Below are 18,969 nucleotides of genomic sequence, written 5' to 3'. Positions count from 1 at the left end.
ACGTATTTTAATCCACAATATGCGCCCCTAAACAGGACCAACAAGAGCCGATAACATTTGTTGTTTCAGAATGTTGGCGTGTGTACTCGAGCAAAACGTGAGGTTTTGTAAGATTTTGTCAGAAACTGTAAGTTGCACTCTTGCCGCGTTTCAGTCTTGATACTCATAAAATTGGAAAATGCTCAGCAGCAAATTGTTCCGGGTGTTCGTCGTCACGACCGATCCCCGTTCATTGCCGTACACCAGAGTGTTCAAGGAGTCCGTTATGAACCGAGCCTATCGTCTTATCTGGAACGCAGCCAAGGAAGCCTGGGTTGTTGCCGCCGAATTAGTGAAAGGCAAAGGAAGAGCGCCGGCAGGAACCGGCCGGCCGCTGCCGGCGGCAGACCGGTCCGGAATGAGCAGGATGGATAATCCAGCCAGTGCTGCCGCGCCATTCTCCTCCCTGATGATGGCGCTCGAGCCCCGTTTCGTGTTCGATGCCGCCGGGGCCGCCACCGCGGCGGCAGTGGCGGACGGAAGCCATGATGCAGCCGTGCCCGACAAAAACGCGGAACAGGCCCGGCACCACGAGCGGTCCGGCGACCACAGCGGCCGGGAGCAACATGACGGCAGGGACAATTTTTCGTCCGATATCCTGAAGGCCCTGGGGCACAACCGCGTCCATGGCGACAGAAGCGCCCAGGACCGGGACGAGCAGGCGCATAGCGTGCTGTTCATCGATCCCAGGGTGCCCGATGTCCCGTCCCTGGCGGCCGGGGTCCGGCCCGGAGTCGAGATCGTGTTTCTTGATCCCAATCAGGACGGGGTCACCCAGATCAGCGGCTACCTCCAGTCGCACACGAGCATCTCGTCCGTACACATCTTCTCCCACGGCGCTTCCGGCTCGATCCTGATCGGCACCACCAATCTGGACGCCGGCACCATCAGCGGGCGTTCAGCCGAGATCAGTGCCTGGTCGGCATCACTTACGGCGGATGCCGACATCCTGCTGTACGGCTGCGACGTGGCCGCCGGCAGCCAGGGGCTGGGGTTCATCGGCAAACTGGCCGAGGCCACCGGCGCGGACGTGGCCGCCTCCACCGATCCGACCGGAGCAACGGCCAAAGGGGGAAACTGGGTACTGGAAACGGCCACAGGAACCATTGAGGCGAGATCGCCGCTGACCAGGGCGGCCATGGCCGGATATGGCGCCTTGATGGACGGTCCGACCATAACCAGCATTCTGCGCCAGACCCCCACCTATGATACCACCAACGCCGACTCGGTCACCTTTCGGGTCACCTTCACCGAAGCGGTCAAGAACGTCGACGGCACCGACTTCACCATAGCTCCCGGCTCGGTCAGCGGCGCCACCATACAGCTCGTTACTCCGGTCACCGGCAGCAACGGCACTCAATACGACGTAATCGTGGGAGGTCTCAGCGGCTCAGGCTCCCTGAATCTGGATCTCTACAGCGGGAATAACATAAAGAGCGTTGCCGGCGACACGCCGCTGGTCTATGCCAACCAAGCCGGGGGCAATACCGCCACCGACCAGACTTACACCGTCGACCGCTCCATCACCGCACCGGCCATCACCGGACTTAAGAATGCCGCCAACGGCCAGGGAGATACCGGCGTTTCCGGCAGCGATTTCGTAACCAGCACGCAAAACCTGAAGTTTACCGGTACCACCGATGCCGGCAACACGGTACAGGTGTTCCTGGGAGGCCAGTCCATCGGCAGCACCACCGCCGACGGCAGCGGTAACTGGACCCTGGACTACACCGGAACCACCCTGGGCGAGGGGACCTACAGCCTGACCGCTACGGCCGGGGACAATGCCGGCAACAGCGCCACATCTGCGCCAGTGGCTCTGGTGATAGACCGCACCGCACCGACCATCAGCAGCGCCAGCGCCAGCGATATCATCGTGACCCTGACCTATACCGAATCCACCTCGCTGGACGCCATCAACACCGCAGTCCCCGGCGCTTTCACCGTCAAAGCCAATGGGACGGACATCGCGGTCAACAGCGTTGCGGTGAATGCCACCAACAATACGGTCATGCTGACCCTGAACAGCGCCATCGGCTCGGGCCAGACCGTAACGGTCAGCTATACCGATCCCACGGCCGGTAATGACGTCAACGCCATCCAGGATAAGGCCGGCAACGACGCCGCTACCCAGACCAATGTGCCGGTCACCAACAACACCAGTGGCAGCAACGTGGCACCGGTTATCGGCAATGTCTCCGGCAATACCTGGTACAGCAAAGGGGACCCTGCGGTAGCGGTGTTCTCCGGCACACCGACTCTGACCGATGTTGATGACACCCATCTGGAACAGGCCACCGTATCCATCACTACCAACCGGAACTCCAATGACGTGCTCAGCATTGCCGGCACTCTGCCCGACGGCATCACCGCCGCCTACGACTCCGGCACCGGGGTCCTGACCCTGACCGGTCACGCCACCAAAGCCGATTACCAGACCGCCCTGGCCCTGGTGCGCTTCCAGACCAGCGCCGGGCTCGACGCGAGCCGCACCATCACCCTCAAGGTCAACGACGGCCAGGTGGACTCGGCCTCCGCTACCCGCACCATGCGCGTGCTGGGGCCGGCCTTTGCTTTGGGGGAAACGGCATCGGCGTATCTGGTGGGCAACACTACCGGCAACTCCAGCCTGATGGAGTTGACCGGAGTGAATCTGGTCATGGGAACTACCACCACGCTGGTCACGGACTTCAACCAATCCTTGAATGCCATGGGATTCAATCCAATTGACGGTCATCTGTATGCATGGGACGACGCCAGCGCCAATTCAACCAACAGTAATGGTGCAGCTCGTATAGTCCGCATCAATTCGGACAATACGGTAACGTATTTATCTCAACCCGCACTGGGAAGCTCTGCCTCCGGTAATCAACCGGCATCAGGCGCAGCTCCGAAAGCCGCCGACATAGGTCCGGACGGGATTATGTACATCAGCACGAGCGGCAAGATATATCGCTTTGACGTCGATCCCCGCTCCAGCACCTATTTGACGTGGCTTACTCCGCTGAATACAGTCAGCGGGACCCTGGCCGATTTGGCGTTCCATCCGGGCGACGGCTATATTTATGCTGTTACAAGCAGTACGAACATATACAAAATCAATCCGGCAGATGGAACATACACGTCCATTACCTACAGCGGCGGCCCAACCGGAAGTCCACTGTGGGGGCAGTACTTCGACAGTGCCGGCTTCCTGTATGTTACGGCAGGAGGTTCCAATGCGGTCATATACCGTATCGACCTTACCAATCCGGCCAATCCCACCAAAACGGTTACCACCATTCCGACCGGGAATACTCTTCCCACTGCCGGTGACGGCGGTCGCGTCGTCACCATCAATCTTGATTTCGGCGACGCGCCGGACAGCTACAAGACCCAGTTGAGCAACAACGGCGCCCGCCACAACCTGCTGGGCAACAAGACCTGGCTGGGCAGCGCGCCGGATAATGAGTCCAATGCCACTCCCGGAGCTGCGGCAGACTCCGACGGCGCCGATGAAGACGGCATCCTATCGTTCAGCGACCTGCGTCTGGGCACGACCAGCTATAGTGTCGATGTCCAGGTCAGCAACCTGGGAAGCAGTCCGACCACCCTGGTCGGCTGGATCGACTTCGACAAAGACGGCCAGTTCGATACCAGGGAAGCAGCCAGCGCCACCATTCCGGCAGGAACCACCAACGGCACCGTTACCCTAACCTGGAACAACATCCAGGGCATGATCGCGACAGGCGATACCTATGCCCGTTTCCGCATCGCTTCGGGACTGGCAACAGCGGGTACCGACGGAGCAGGCACAGGCGCCAATTCGCAGGATACCCGTTCCTATGGTCCGATGATGGACGGTGAGGTCGAAGACTATAAAATCACCATCCAGGCGGCTGACGCTACCCCTCCTACGGTCGACATCGTTTCCATCGCCTCTCCCCGCCATACTCCGGTCGGCACGGTGACAATCACCTTTGACAAAGCGGTAACCGGTGTGGATATCACCGACTTCACCCTGACCCGCGACGGAGTGGCAATTAGCCTGGCCGGGCTGACCGTGAACGGCAGCGGAGCAAACTACACCATCGATCTTTCCGGCGTCACCAGCCCACAGGGCAACTATGTTCTGAGCATCGATCCGACAGGGTCGGGCATCAAAGCCGCCAATAACGTCAACCTGGCCAGCGGCGACTCGATATCCTTCACCATCGACACTACCGCCCCGGTGATTGACCTCGATCCAAGCGATGCGGCAACCCGCAATCACGCAACGGCCAGCGTCAATGGTGCCGTGGTCAGCCTGGACGATAATAGCGACCCGGCGACCCTGGTCGAGGCGGGAGGTGTCATTACGCAAATAAAGCTTCAGGTCGGCGGCCTGAGGGATGGCGCCGGCGAGAAATTGATCTTCGGCGCGACCGAAATCCGCGCCGATGGCAATTCCGGCGCTCAAGCGGGCCTCACCATCGGAACGGTCGCCAATATCGATATCGCCTATGCCGACGGCGTCTTCACCCTGACCAAGAACGGCGGCACGTTGAGCGCCGATGATGCGCAGAAGATCATCCGCGACATACAGTACCGCAACTCCGCCGACATCAACGCAACCACCGGAGACCGCACCTTCAGTTTCACCGCCACCGATCTGGCCGGCGTCACCGCTACCCCGGCGGTGGCCACAATTGCGGTCAGCGGCTCCGGCACTGCCGGACCGCTTACCCCGACAGTCGATCCGCTCCATACCAACGACACCACGCCGGTCATCACCGGCACCGCAACCGTAGGCGCCGGAGACACGCTGACCGTCCAGGTCAACAACGTTACCTACACAAACGGCGACGGCAACCTGACCTACAATCCCGCTACCTACACCTGGAGCCTGACCATTCCGGACAACCAGGCCCTGACCGAGAGGATCTATCCGGTCACCGCCACAGTCACCAATATTTCGGGTTCCAGCACCGACCTGACCAACAACGAGCTGATCATCGACCTGACGGCGCCCGCTGCGCCCACGGTCGTTTCGCAAGCTACCACGGACACCACCCCCACCATCACCGGCACCGCCAATCTTGCAACCAACGAATACCTGACCGTGACCGTGAACGGGGTCACCTACACAGAAGGTGACGGCAGCCTTACCCGTATCGGTCCCAACTGGAGCCTGACCATCCCGAACGCCCTGGCCGACGGCACCTATCCCGTTATTGCCACGGCCCACGATCCTGCCGGCAATTTCAGGGACGACACCACCAGCAACGAACTGATCATCGATACCACGAAACCGGCAGCACCGGCGCTTGATCTGACCGATGCCTCGGACAGCGGCGTCAGTCAGACCGACGATACGACCAACGATACCACCCCGACCATCCGCGTCACGCTCAACGGCACGGGTGCTGCCGCGCCGGTAGCCGGAGATGTTGTCAAACTGTACGAAAACGGTACCCAAGTGGGCAGCGCCACCCTGACCGGTACCGACATCACGAATAACTACGTGGATATCACCACCAGCCTGCTCACCCCTGGCACGAAGAGCTTCACCTCCACGGTCACTGACGCAGCGGGCAATGTCTCCGATACTTCTCCGGAGCTGCCGGTGCTGATCGATACCACGGCCCCGGTGTTCTCCACGGCCACCATTGACGGCACGACCCTGGTGCTGACCTACACCGAAAACGGCGGCAGCGGATTTGCCGGCACCACCCCGGCCACAACCGACTTCACGGTGACCAAGGGCGGCAGTGGCGTCGGCGTCACCGGCGTTGTCGTCGATGCCGCACACAACACCGTCACGATCACCCTTGCCGCAGCAGTGATCCACGCCGACACCGTCAAGGTTTCCTACACGGCAGGTACGAACAAGATCCAGGATGTGGCGGGCAATAACGCGGCCAACCTGGTGAACCAAACCGTCACTAACAACACCAGCGACGTCCCGACCCAGACCGTGGTCATCACCAGCGCAACCGACGATGTGGCCCCGCAGACCGGTGCTGTCGCCAACGGTGGCAGCACTAACGACACCGCCCCTGACCTGTCCGGTACTCTTAGCGCCGTTCTGCACAGCGGTGAGGTGCTGGCCGTCTACCGCGACGGCGTCAAGGTCGGGGAGGCGACGGTCAACGGCACCACCTGGACCTACGCTGACACGGGCCTCGTCGATGGCACGACCTACAGCTATACGGCCCAGGTAGAGAGCATTGCCGGGCATGGGACGGTTTCCAACACCTACGCCATCGCGGTTGATACCACACCGCCTGAGATCAGCGTTGCCTCCATCACCAGCGATACCGGGGCCTCGGCCAGCGACTTCATCACCAACGACCGCACCCTGGTCATCAGCGGCACCTTCAATCACAACGACACCAACGTCCTGACCGTGGACTTCCAGGGCCATACCTATACCGTGGGCGACGGTCACCTGACCACCAGCGGCGACACCTGGAGCCTCGATGTCCAGGATATTTCACTGCCTGACGGCACCTACACCGTGGTTGCCAAAGCCTATGACGTGGCCGGCAATCTGGCCCAGCACAGTCAGGACATCGTCATCGACACTGTAGCGCCTACCACCGGCAGCGGCGCAACCGACGTCAATGTCGTAGCGATCACCAGCGATACCGGGGCTTCGGCCAGCGACTTCATCACCAACGACCGCACCCTGGTCATCAGCGGCACCTTCAATCACAACGACACCAACGTCCTGACCGTGGACTTCAAGGGTCATACCTACACCGTGGGCGACGGCCACCTCACCACCAGCGGCGATAGCTGGAGCCTGGATGTCCAGGACATCACCCTGACTGACGGCACCTACACTGTGATCGCCAAAGCCTACGACGTGGCCGGCAATCTGGCCCAGGACAGCCAGGATATCGTCATCGACACCGTGGCTCCGACCACCGGCAGCGGTGCAACCGACGTCAATGTCGTATCGATCACCAGCGATACCGGGGCCTCTGCCAGCGACTTCATCACCAGCGACCGCACCCTGGTCATCAGCGGCACCTTCAACCACAACGACACCAACATCCTGACCGTGGACTTCAAGGGCCATACCTACATCGTGGGCGACGGCCACCTCACCACCAGCGGCGATAGCTGGAGCCTGGATGTCCAGGACATCTCACTGACTGACGGCACCTACACTGTGATCGCCAAAGCCTACGACGTGGCCGGCAATCTGGCCCAGGACAGCCAGGACATTGTCATCGACACCGTGGCTCCGACCACCGGCAGCGGTGCAACCGACGTCAATGTCGTATCGATCACCAGCGATACCGGGGCCTCTGCCAGCGACTTCATCACCAGCGACCGCACCCTGGTCATCAGCGGCACCTTCAACCACAACGACACCAACATCCTGACCGTGGACTTCAAGGGCCATACCTACACCGTGGGCGACGGCCACCTCACCACCAACGGCGATAGCTGGAGCCTGGATGTCCAGGACATCTCACTGACTGACGGCACCTACACTGCGGTCGCCAAAGCCTACGACGTGGCCGGCAATGTGGCCCAGGACAGCCAGGACATTATCATCGACACCGTGGCCCCGACCACCGGCAGCGGCGCAACCGACGTCAACGTGGTCTCCATCACCAGCGATACCGGGTCTTCGGCCAGCGACTTCATCACCAGCGACCGCACCCTGGTCATCAACGGCACCTTCAACCATAACGATACCAACGTCCTGACCGTGGACTTCAAAGGTCACACCTACACCGTGGGCGACGGACACCTCACCACCAACGGCGATAGCTGGAGTCTGGATGTCCAGGATATTTCACTGACTGACGGTACCTACACCGTCATTGCCAAAGCCTATGACGTGGCCGGCAATCTGGCCCAGGACAGCCAGGATATCGTCATCGACACCGTGGCGCCGACCACCGGCAGCGGCGCAACCGACGTCAACGTGGTCTCCATCACCAGCGATACCGGGTCTTCGGCCAGCGACTTCATCACCAGCGACCGCACCCTGGTCATCAACGGCACCTTCAACCATAACGATACCAACGTCCTGACCGTGGACTTCAAAGGTCACACTTACACCGTGGGCGACGGACACCTCACCACCAGCGGTGATAGCTGGAGTCTCGATGTCCAGGACGTCACCCTGCCTGACGGCACCTACACCGTGGTTGCCAAAGCCTATGACGTGGCCGACAACGTGGCCCAGGACAGTCAGGACATCGTCATCGACACCGTGGCCCCGACCACCGGCAGCGGCGCAACCGACGCCAACGTGGTCTCCATCACCAGCGATACCGGGGCTTCGGCCAGCGACTTCATCACCAGCGACCGCACCCTGGTCATCAACGGCACCTTCGACCATAACGACACCAACGTCCTGACCGTGGACTTCAAGGGTCACACCTACACCGTGGGCGACGGTCACCTCACCACCAACGGCGATAGCTGGAGTCTGGATGTCCAGGAGATTTCACTGACTGACGGCACCTACACCGTCATTGCCAAAGCCTATGACGTGGCCGGCAATGTGGCCCAGGACAGCCAGGATATCGTCATCGACACCGTGGCGCCGACCACCGGCAGCGGCACAACCGACGTCAACGTTGTCTCCATCACCAGCGATACCGGGGCCTCTGCCAGCGACTTCATCACCAACGACCGCACCCTGGTCATCAACGGCACCTTCAACCACAACGACACCAACATCCTGACCGTGGACTTCAAGGGTCACACCTACACCGTGGGCGACGGGCACCTGACCACCAGCGGCGACACCTGGAGCCTGGATGTCCAGGACATCACCCTGCCCGACGGCACCTACACCGTGGTCGCCAAAGCCTACGACGTGGCCGGCAATGTGGCCCAGGACAGCCAGGACATTGTCATCGATGCCACGCAACCCAGCATTACCATCAGCACCATTGCCGGGGACGATGTGATCAATGCCGCGGAACACGGCGGGCAAGTAGCCATCAACGGCACCACTACCGGTGCCGAGAACGGCCGGACCGTGACCGTGCACCTGAACGGCCGCGACTACACTGCTACCGTGAACAACAACACCTGGACCCTGAATGCCCCGGCTATCGATGTGGCTGCCCTGGTTAACGGACAGGGCTACACCGTCACCGCCGATGTCTCGGATGCCGCCGGCAATGCCGCACCCCAGGCCGGCCGGACCATTACCGTCGATACCACTGCCCCGACCATCACCATCAATACCATTGCCGGGGATGACGTGATCAATGCCGCGGAGCACGGCGGACAGGTAGCCATCAACGGCACCACTACCGGTGCCGAGAACGGCCGGACCGTGACCGTGCACCTGAACGGCCGCGACTACACTGCTACCGTGAACAACAACACCTGGACCCTGAATGCCCCGGCTATCGATGTGGCTGCCCTGGTTAACGGACAGGGCTACACCGTCACCGCCGATGTCTCGGATGCCGCCGGCAATGCCGCACCCCAGGCCGGCCGGACCATTACCGTCGATACCACTGCCCCGACCATCACCATCAACACCATTGCCGGGGATGACGTGATCAATGCCGCGGAGCACGGCGGACAGGTAGCCATCAGCGGCACCACCACCGGTGCCGAGAACGGCCGGACCGTGACCGTGCACCTGAACGGCCACGATTACACTGCTACCGTGAGCAACAACACCTGGACCCTGAATGCCCCGGCTATCGATGTGGCAGCCCTGCTTGACGGGCGGGGCTACACCGTCACCGCCGATGTCTCGGATGCTGCCGGCAATGCCGCACCCCAGGCCGGTCGGACCATTACCGTCGACACCACTGCTCCGGTAATCGCCATCATCCTTGACAAAGTCACTCCCGACAATGTTCTGGACCCCGGTGAAGCCGGCGGGACCGTGACCCTGACCGGCAGGGTCTCAGGTGAGGTGAATCCCGGCGACACCGTTACCCTGGTCATTGACGGCACCACGTACACCGCCCTGGTCCAGAACGACAAGACCTTCAGCGTTGACGTCCCGGGCAGCAAGCTCGCCTCTGACAGCGATCTGACCATAAACACCAGTGTCACCACCACCGATGCGGCCGGCAACAGCACCACCGCCACCGGCATCAAGACATACCTCAAACCGCCGGTGGCCAGCAACGACACGGCCACGGCCATTGAAGCCGGGGGCGTCAACAACGCCACGCCTGGGGCCGATGCAGTCGGAAACGTGCTGACCAACGACGCCACTGCCGATCCCGGCGGCACAAAAACCGTGGTCTCGGCAACCGGAACGGGAACAGGCCAGGTCGGAGGAGCCACCAGCGGCCTTTACGGGGTACTGACCCTGAATGCCGACGGCAGCTACAGCTATGTGGTAAACAACAGTAACGCGGCAGTACAGGCGCTGAATACGGGAGAAGCCCTCACCGACACCTTCACCTACACCATGCGCGATGCAAACGGCCTGACCGACAGCGCTGTCCTGACCGTCACCATCCAGGGGGCGAACGACAGCCCGGTCGTCACGCTGAACACCGGCTCGATCGTGTCGGCACTCCAGGTTCCGGTCCGCTTCGGCGGGCTGCATGTGGATGACGTGGATTCACCGGTAATGACCGTCACTCTGTCCGTGGAGCATGGCGTTCTGCTGGTCACCGATCCCGGCTCTCCCAACCTGACCGTCACCGGCAACGGCAGCAACCGGGTGACGCTCAGCGGAAGCCTGGCGGAGATCAACGCCCTGATCGGAGGCAGCACCGCCCTTACCTATACTCCTGATTACTCCTTCTCCGGCAACGACTCGTTCATCATGTCCACCAACGACGGACATGCGACCGTTGCTACAAGCACCGGCATCCTGGTGACCCAGCGGCCGCCGGTGACGGAAGATCCCCGCACCTCCGGCCAGGGAAATACAGCCACCCCCGTGACTCCCGTGATCAGTCTGCCGCCGGTACAGGTGACCGTTTCCCCGGACAGCCTGGTAAGCACATCCGGCCATCCGTCACCCGTAAACTCCCTGGAGCCGGCACTGGGAGTCCGGACCTCGGTCGGCCCCGCGCCCGAGTTGACATCGATGGCAACGAGCAGGAACGGTCTGGTGATCCTGGGCGGAGAAGATACCCTTGGCGCCCCGGCCGGACTGTACCTGGTGAAGACTCCTTCTTCCCAGGAAAGCCTGGTGGAGGAGGTTTCCTCCTTCAATCTGCCCCAGGGGATCTTCAGGCATTCCGACATGAACGCCAAGGTGGCTCTGGCCGCAACCCTGTCGGACGGCTCGCCCCTGCCCAACTGGATGACCTTTGATGCGGAAAGCGGCCGCTTCACCGCCAAGCCCCCTGTTGGCAGCGGCGGGGCCATGGACATCAGGATCACGGCCCGCGACCAGAACGGCAATGTTGCCGAAGCCCAATTCCTGTTCCATATCACCGAATCGAAATCCGGCAAGCCCGAAACCGTTGACACCGATTCCGCCGATAAAAAGCCGGCACAAAAGGACCAAAAACCGGCCCGCGATTCCCGGGATACCTCCGCTTCGCCCCGCTCGGATGCCCTGGATCTGCTGAAGCCTCAGAAATATGCGGCCCGCACCCTCAAGGGACGTCCCTCCCTGGCGGAGCAGATGGCATCCGCTGCCGGAAAGGATAGGGAGCCGGTCTTCCTGGCCGCCCTGCACAAGGCGGGAAAAACTGTCCGACAGTAGGGAGTGACCGAACGTTGAGTAAGGTCCGGTAACCCCACCTGTCCTTGGCCTAAGGTGAGAAACGCTCCTCCCCTCTGGGGGAGAGATGGAGAGAGGGACTGAGGAACCAAAAGCCGTTACAAGATCTGCTGTTTTGAAAACATGTTATTCATATTTTATGCAACAAGGAGCGGACCAGATGAAGAGACAACTGCAAAAGACGACGCTGGCGGCGATTCTCTGCGTGCTGACGGCAGGGTGCGCCGTCACCACCGATCCGATGGTCAAGGAGGATATCCTGAAGCGCATCGCTTCGGACCGGGAATCCATGTACAAGGATCAGGAACCGCTGACCACGGCGATCACCATGGAAGAGGCCATGGCAAGAGCAATCAAGTACAACCTGGATCACCGCCTCAAGCTGATGGAAGAGGCCCTGGCCCTGCGCCAGACGGATCTGGTGACCTACGACATGCTGCCCCGCCTGGTGGCGGCGGCCGGCTATACGGAGCGCGATTCCTTCAACGCCTCGTCCAGTGTCAACGTAGACACCGGAGTGCCCAACTTTACCAACTCGACATCACAGGACAAGGGACATTACCTTGGCGACCTGACTCTGACCTGGAACATCCTCGATTTCGGCGTGACCTATTTTCAGGCCAAGCAGCAGGCCGACCGCGCCCATATCATGAATGAGCGCCGCCGCAAGGTGATCCACAGCATCATGCAGCAGATCCGACAGGCCTACTGGCTGGCCCTGGGGGCGCAGCAGCTGGAGGGGCGCTGCGAGCCGCTGTTGAAGCAGGTCCGCAAGGCCTTGGAAGACGCTTCCAGCATCGAATCGGAGAAGCTCCGACCACCCATGGAAACGCTGACCTACCGCAAGTCGCTGCTCGAGATCCTGAAGCAACTGGAAGCGTTCCGGGATGAGCTGGCCCAGGCCAAGCCGCGCCTGGCCTCGCTGATCAACCTGCCTCCGGGTCAGACACTGATTCTGGTGAGCCCGTCAAAGCTTGAAATGCTGGATGTGACCGAAAAGATCGAGAAACTTGAGGACCAGGCCCTGCTGCTGCGCCCGGAGCTGATCGAGGCCGACTACAACGAACGGATCAGCCGGAACGAAACCTACAAGGCGATCGCCCGGATGCTGCCCGGCATGGAGATGACCGTGGGGGGGCATTACGACAGCAACAGTTTTTTGGTGAACCAGAAATGGGTTGAGGGGGGAGCGCGTGTTACCTGGAACCTGCTCAACCTGCTCAGCGGACCGACCCAGATCAAGATCGCCAAGAGCCAGACCGAAATCGCCCAGGCCCAGCGCCTGGCCTTGAGCATGGCCATCCTTACCCAGGTTCACGTGGCCTATCAGGACTTTTTCAACCGCAAACGGCAGTATGAGCTTTCCGAACAGTTGCAGGATGTGGATGCCCGCATCTACGAACAGACCGTGAACCAGGCCAAAAGCGGCTCGACCAACCAGTTGAACGAAATCCGTTCGGCCACCTCGGCCCTGATGGCGGAATTCCGCAGCTACCAGAACTATGCCTCGCTGCAGAACGCCTGCGGCCAGATCACGGCCACCCTGGGGCAGGACCCGCTCCCGGAAACCGTCACGTCCCACGAGATCAAGCCGCTGGCCGAAGCCATAGCCGCCCGGCTGAAACCGCCAGTGGATTACTGTGTTCCGGTCTCCGCAACCGCTGCCAAACCGGCTTCTCAGCCTGAACAGCCGGCAGCCGCGCCGACCTTGGAACTGGAGAGCATCACCAAGGGCAACGGTACGATCCTCTCCTGGAGTTCATCCAACGCCACTGCCTGTGAGATTGAGCCCGGAATCGGCAAGGTCGACCCCCGCGGAGAAATATCCGTTGCACCCGGCACTACCACGAAATATACTCTGACCTGCCAGGGGCCGGACAACAGGCCGGTTTCACGAAGCGCCACGGTTACGGTCCCCGTTGCGGCGGCTGTCCCTGTAACAGTTATCCCTGCCGTGGCTGTTGTCCCGGCTGTCGCGACGCTCCCCCCCGGGAACGCCGACGCCCGGCTGTGCAAACAGACGATCCTGGCGCTGGAATTCGATAATGCGCGCTCAACCATCAAACCGCAGCATTTCGCTGAACTCAAAAAACTGGCCGACTTCCTGAAGGAGTTTCCCGAAGCGACCGGAGAGATATCCGGACACACCGACAACAGGCCCCTTGGGATGAAAAATATCGACAACCAGATCCTGTCGCAGCGCCGGGCTGACACTATCCGCTCGTACCTGATCAACACCTTTGGCATCGATCCGAAACGTATCGTAGCCAAAGGATACGGAGCGAAGAAACCGATCGCGGACAACGACACTGCAGAAGGAAGGCAGAAAAACCGCCGCATCGAGACGAACTTCAGCTGCGGGAAATAAACTGTTTATAGCTCACGGTACCCCCCTGCCTCTTTAGGCCCTATTGGGCTCTAAAGAGGCAGGGGGAGTTACGGGAGTTACGAAACGAATCACGCTGCAAAGGAACCACATGAAACGCCACACCGCCCTCCGCTCCCTGTTGCTCGACCACTTCGGCATCATCCCTTTACCGATTGTAGCTCTGATGGCCTTTCTGCTGTGTACCTCCGCTGCTGCGGCGCAGGACATGGCGCTGGACGGCAGAATCCGCGTTCAGCTTACCCCCTTCCAGCAGACAACGCTTTCATCCGAGATTGCCGCCAATATTTCCAGGCTTCCGCTGCGTGAAGGCGAGAGGTTTCGCCAGGGACAGCCCTTGGTGGAGTTCGACTGCTCCCTACTGAATGCCCAGCTGAGCAAAGCCGAGGCCCTGGCCGAGGCTGCCCGTCAGGCGCTCAAGGTCAGCCAACGGTTGGTGGAACTCAACTCGATCAGCTCCCTGGAGGTGGACCAGGCCCGGGCCAAGGTAAAGGAAACCGCAGCCGAAGAGGAGGCCATGCGGGTGAACGTCTCGAAATGCAGCCTCAAGGCCCCCTATGACGGCAGGATCGCCAAACTGCAGGTGGATGCCTACCAGTATGTCACGCCGGGTAAAGCGCTGATGGACATCATCGAGGCCAACCGGCTGGAGGTCCGCCTGATCGTCCCCTCCCGCTGGCTTTCCTGGCTGAAGCCGGACAGTCGCTTCACAGTCCGCATCGAGGAGTTGGGACGTTCTTATCCTGCCCGTGTCGTTCGTCTGGGGGCGCGCATCGATCCCTTGAGCCAGACCGTGCCGCTGACCGCCGAGATCATCGGCAGCCACGCTGAACTGCTGCCCGGCATGAGCGGCTGGGCCGGCTTCAGCAAGGGGCAGCGATGAGCGAGACCGGCGACAGCCAACTTTTGGGGCTGAGCATCCTGCTGCAGATCACCCGCCGCGTCAGGGAGGCGGCCGGCATCGAGGAGATCGGCTTCATTGCGGTCAACGAGAGCAAGCAGCTCATTGCCTACCGCCAGGCGGCTCTCTGGCTGGAAGGCAAAGGGGTCTTCGCCGTGTCGGGCATACCCGAGCCGGACCGGAGTTCGCCTTACATCCAGTGGCTGGCAGAGTGCTTCCGGCAGTGGCGGAAAGAGGGCGGCTGGCGACCCATCGATGCCCGGGACCTGCCTCCGGCCCTGTCCCGGTCCTGGGAAGAATGGCTGCCATCCCACGGGGTCATCGCCCCCCTGAAGGGCAAGACCGGCGAGATCCTCGGCCTGCTCCTGCTGGTGCGCGACGAGGAGTGGCACGAAAACGAGGTAGCCCTGCTGACGGAGTTGAGCGCCGTGTATGCCCACGGCATCGCCGCCGTGACCACGGGCAGGAGGATGGCGCGGCGCATCGGTGCCATGGCCGTGTCGGCCCGGCTCAAGATAGCGCTGTTCCTGTTGCTGGTGGGGGCCCTGTTCATTCCGGTCCGCATGTCGGTGCAGGCCCCGGCCGAGGTGGTTCCCAAGGAGCCGTTCGTGGTCAGGTCGCCGCTGGACTCGGTCATCGACCGCTTTCACGTCAAACCGAACCAGCCGGTCAGCGCAGGGCAGCTCCTGTTCGAGTTCGATCGGACCAACCTCAGAGCCAAACACGGGGTGGCTGCCAAGGCCTTTCAGGTAGCGGCAGAGGAATACCGTCAGGCAGCCCAGTCGGCCCTGGTGGATGACAAGAGCAAGGTTGAGGTAACTCCCCGCCGGGGCCGGATGGAGGAAAGGGCCACGGAGCTCTCCTGGTCCCGCCAATTGCTGGACCGGACCGAGGTGCGCGCCCCCCGCTCCGGCATCGCCGTATTCGGGGAGCAGAGCGACTGGGTGGGCAAGAACGTATCCGTCGGCGAACGGGTCCTGACCATCGCCGATCCCGGCCGGGTTGAGATGCTGATCCGCCTGCCGGTGGCCGACGCCATCGAGCTCGGCCCGGGCAACCCGGTGCGGCTCTATCTGGCCACCGACCCGCAGCACCCCCTGGAGGGAACGGTTCGGTACGCGGCCTATAAACCCGAGGTGACGCCGGCTGGACTGGTGGCCTACCGCATCAAAGCCGATTTCGGCCCCGCCGTGGCGCCGCCGCGCATCGGCCTCAGCGGCACGGCCAGGATCTTCGGCAAAGAGGTCTCGCTGGGATATTTTCTCTTCCGCCGCCCCCTGACGGCACTCAGGCAGCGTATCGGATGGTAGCCGCTGCCCTGCCCTTGCCCCCCCTGCGCCAGGAATTGGGCATCTTTCCCGCTCCCCCCTCCGGCGACGGCACTCCGGCATGGACCCTGCACGATCCGGCGGCCAACAAGTTCTTCCTGCTGGGGTGGCCCGCCTTCGAGATACTGTCCCGCTGGCGTCTCGGCAGCCTGGATGCGGTACTGGAGGCGGTCAACCGGGAAACGACCCTGGCCCTGTCGGAAAACGACGTCCTGAGCGTGATTGCCTTTCTGGAGCAGAACTTCCTTCTGGATGCAGCCTCGGCACGGGCCTGCGACCGGCTCGCAGCGGCCAGGGCAGCCACCCGTCCCGGCCTGGGCTCGTGGCTTTTACACAATTACCTCTTCATCAGGGTGCCCCTGCTGCGGCCCCAGCGCCTGCTGGACGCACTGGGACCATGGGTGGCCTGGCTCTTTTCCGCCCCATTCCGAGGTGCCGTGCTGCTGTTCACCTTGATGGCGCTCTTTCTCGTCTCGCGCCAGTGGGACCTGTTCCGGCACTCATTCACTGCCTACCGGAGCCTGGAAGGACTGCTGACCATGGGGCTGGCCATCCCGCTGGCCAAGGTGGCCCACGAGTTCGGCCATGCCTTCACGGCCCACCGCTACGGCTGCCGTATTCCCACCATGGGGGTCGCCCTGGTGGTCATGACCCCCATGCTCTATACCGACACCAACGAGGCCTGGAAGCTGACCTCCCGCCGCCAGCGCCTGGCCATCGGCACTGCCGGCATGGCCGCCGAACTGCTGCTGGCCCTGGCCGCCACCTGGTTCTGGATCATCCTGCCGGACGGACCGGCCCGGGGTGCGGCCTTCATCCTGGCCACCACCACCTGGATCATGACCATAGCCCTGAATGCCAGCCCGTTCATGCGCTTCGACGGTTATTTCATCCTGTCCGACTTCCTGGGCATACCGAATCTGCATGCCCGTTCCTTTACCTTTGGCCGCTGGTGGCTGCGCAAGGCGCTCTTCGGTCTGGCTGATCCCCCTCCCGAGGTGGCCAGCCCGCACCGCCGGCGTTTCCTGGTGCTGTTCGCCCTGACGGTTTGGATATACCGTTTCTCCGTGTTCCTCGGCATCGCCCTGCTGGTCTACCACTACTTCTTCAAGGCCCTGGGCATCTTCCTGTTCGCGGTGGAGATCGGCTGGTTCATCTGGCTGCCGCTCTACCGGGAGGTCCGGGCCTGGTGGCGCATCAGGGGACATCTGCGTCTGAACACGGCTCTCCTCAGGAGCGCGGCGCTGATCCTGGTCTTCATCACGCTCCTGATCATGCCCTGGCGTGGCCGTCTCAGTGCCCCGGCCGTGCTCTCGGCGGTCCGCGAACAGCAGGTGTCCTCCGAGGTGCCGTCACTGGTCACGGACGAGTCGGTAACCGGCAGGAAAGGGGGCAGGGTCACGGCGGGCGAGGTGCTGCTCCGGCTCTCGTCTCCGGATACGGAACAGCGCCTGCGGCAGGTACTCACCTCCGCGGCGGTTTCCCGCTGGCAGGTGAGCCAGCAGGTCTTTGACGAGCGTTTGCTCAGCCAGGGCAATGTTCCTCGCCGGCGTCTCGAAGAGGGGACCACGGAGCTTTCCGGGCTGAAGGAAGAACTGGGGCGGCTCAGTGTGCGCGCACCGTTCGATGGCGTCATTGTCGACCGCAACGACGAACTGACGCCCGGGCTCTGGGTGCCCCGGAAGGAACCATTCTATGTCCTGGCCGACACCGGCAGCAACCGGGTCGACGCCTACGTGGGGGAACGGGACCTGGATCGGATCGGCGTCGGCGCATCCGCGCACTTTATCCCCGATGCCACGGAATTCGGCACCTTCGACTGCCGCGTGGCGGAAATCGACCGGGTCAATATCCCGGTCATCGACGAGCCCTTCCTGGCCTCCACCTACGGGGGAAAACTGCCGGCGCGCCAGGATGCCCATGGGGAACAGATTCCCGATGCGCCGCTCTTCCGCATCCGCATGGACAGGTGCATGCCGGCCGGCGTGCCGCTCTTCAAACTCAGGGGCGTGGCTCATATCGAGGCGGAAAAGCGCAGTTTCCTGGTGGAACTCCTGCGCAACGCCCATGCGGTCGTGGTGCGCGAAATGGGGATGTAGGGGCGACCGGCCGGCCGCCCCTGCGAGAGATGGCCGGAGGAGTTACGGATACCCGGGATTGAACAGGCTGCTGGGGCGGCTCTCGTCCAGACGCTGGTAAGTCTTATCCAGCTTCTGGCGGAGTATGGCCAGTTCATCGGCGTCGTACACATCCCTCCCCTTGGAGATCTCGGTGTTCAGCCGGTTGATCCTTTCCTGCAGCGACTCGTCATAGGATACGCAATTTATGGCTACGATCAGGCAGCTGTCCTTGCTGTCCGGGTGGTAGTCCTGCTGCCCCACCCACATCTCCCCACCGACACCTCCCGGTTTCAGCAATGCAGCGAGAGATACCGTCAGGATTGCCGCAGTGAACGTCAGGCGTTTCATGGTTGATCTCCTCTCCTCTCCGGGATTTCGTCTCGCCATAGATATATGATAGGTCAACATGCCCTCTTGCGCATCTTTTTACTGCCTGGTAAGACCAAATCACGTTGACACCGGTTTGCCCCCAATGGTAATTTCTTCCGTTGCGTCGGGGCGCTGGCGCCGAGGCCATACAATCAGTGCGGAGGAGACAG

6 protein-coding genes are annotated in these 18,969 nt (G+C 61.9%); 5 read left to right on the top strand and 1 reads right to left on the bottom strand.

What is annotated here, in order from left to right; genetic code table 11:
* The first annotated feature begins 265 nt into the window (after window positions 1-265).
* The 5 genes from GSVR_RS05885 (at window position 266) to GSVR_RS05865 (ending at window position 18,409) form a co-directional block, all read left to right on the top strand.
* Entirely contained in the window at window positions 266-11,677 is an 11,412-nt protein-coding gene (locus GSVR_RS05885; protein ID WP_203978813.1) for an Ig-like domain-containing protein, read from the top strand.
* Between the two features lie 178 nt (window positions 11,678-11,855).
* Window positions 11,856-14,063 carry a TolC family protein gene (locus GSVR_RS05880; protein ID WP_203978811.1) on the top strand — a complete coding sequence of 736 codons (2,208 nt, stop codon included), beginning with the start codon at window positions 11,856-11,858 and terminating at the stop codon, window positions 14,061-14,063.
* A gap of 109 nt (window positions 14,064-14,172) precedes the next feature.
* On the top strand, window positions 14,173-14,964 hold the full coding sequence (locus GSVR_RS05875; RefSeq protein ID WP_203978809.1) for an efflux RND transporter periplasmic adaptor subunit: 792 nt from the start codon (window positions 14,173-14,175) through the stop codon (window positions 14,962-14,964).
* Window positions 14,961-16,292 carry an efflux RND transporter periplasmic adaptor subunit gene (locus tag GSVR_RS05870; RefSeq protein ID WP_173201390.1) on the top strand — a complete coding sequence of 444 codons (1,332 nt, stop codon included), beginning with the start codon at window positions 14,961-14,963 and terminating at the stop codon, window positions 16,290-16,292. Before GSVR_RS05875 ends, GSVR_RS05870 begins: the two co-directional genes overlap by 4 nt.
* Complete coding sequence (locus tag GSVR_RS05865) at window positions 16,286-18,409, top strand: efflux RND transporter periplasmic adaptor subunit (RefSeq protein WP_173201388.1); 2,124 nt, start codon at window positions 16,286-16,288, stop codon at window positions 18,407-18,409. The genes GSVR_RS05870 and GSVR_RS05865 overlap by 7 nt, the downstream gene beginning before the upstream one ends.
* Window positions 18,410-18,451: 42 nt before the next feature.
* Here GSVR_RS05865 and GSVR_RS05860 read toward each other — a convergent pair whose 3' ends face one another.
* A complete protein-coding gene (locus tag GSVR_RS05860) occupies window positions 18,452-18,778 on the bottom strand; it encodes a hypothetical protein (RefSeq protein WP_173201386.1) in 327 nt (108 codons plus the stop codon).
* Window positions 18,779-18,969 lie beyond the last annotated feature (191 nt).

The organism is Geobacter sp. SVR (assembly GCF_016865365.1).
Classification (GTDB): Bacteria; Desulfobacterota; Desulfuromonadia; order Geobacterales; family Pseudopelobacteraceae; genus Pelotalea.
This window is presented reverse-complemented; position numbering and strand designations above follow the sequence as displayed.